Here is a 279-nt window from a genome sequence, read left to right as displayed (position 1 = left end):
CGCCGATAGTCGGGAAGCGCACAGGCCTCCCATAATTTTTCGACCCGCGCCGGGCTGCTGGCAAGATCGGCAATCTCCAGATCGCGTGACAGATATTCCAACGCCTGCTGGTCTACCGCAGGCAGCGCCCGCGTCAAGCCCTGCACGCGCGGGGCGTCTTCGAGACTGGCGCGCAGCGCGGCGATCGAGGCGAAGTCGAAATCCTTGCTGCGCCATTGCAGCACCTTCACCGTGTCGAATTCGTGCCCCTCCATCCGGCGCACCAGCTCATCGTCGAAG

At 64.2% G+C, this 279-nt stretch carries 1 protein-coding gene; it reads right to left on the bottom strand.

Annotation, left to right across the window (positions count from 1 at the left end; all coding sequences use genetic code 11):
• On the bottom strand, positions 1-279 hold a 279-nt coding region (locus ACPYOJ_RS35195), incomplete at both ends, for a hypothetical protein (protein WP_481420362.1).

It is taken from the genome of Rhizobium sp. SVR5-9E (assembly GCF_056755095.1).
The sequence above is the reverse complement of the archived record's forward strand: the minus strand, read 5'-3'. Positions and strand labels throughout refer to the sequence as shown.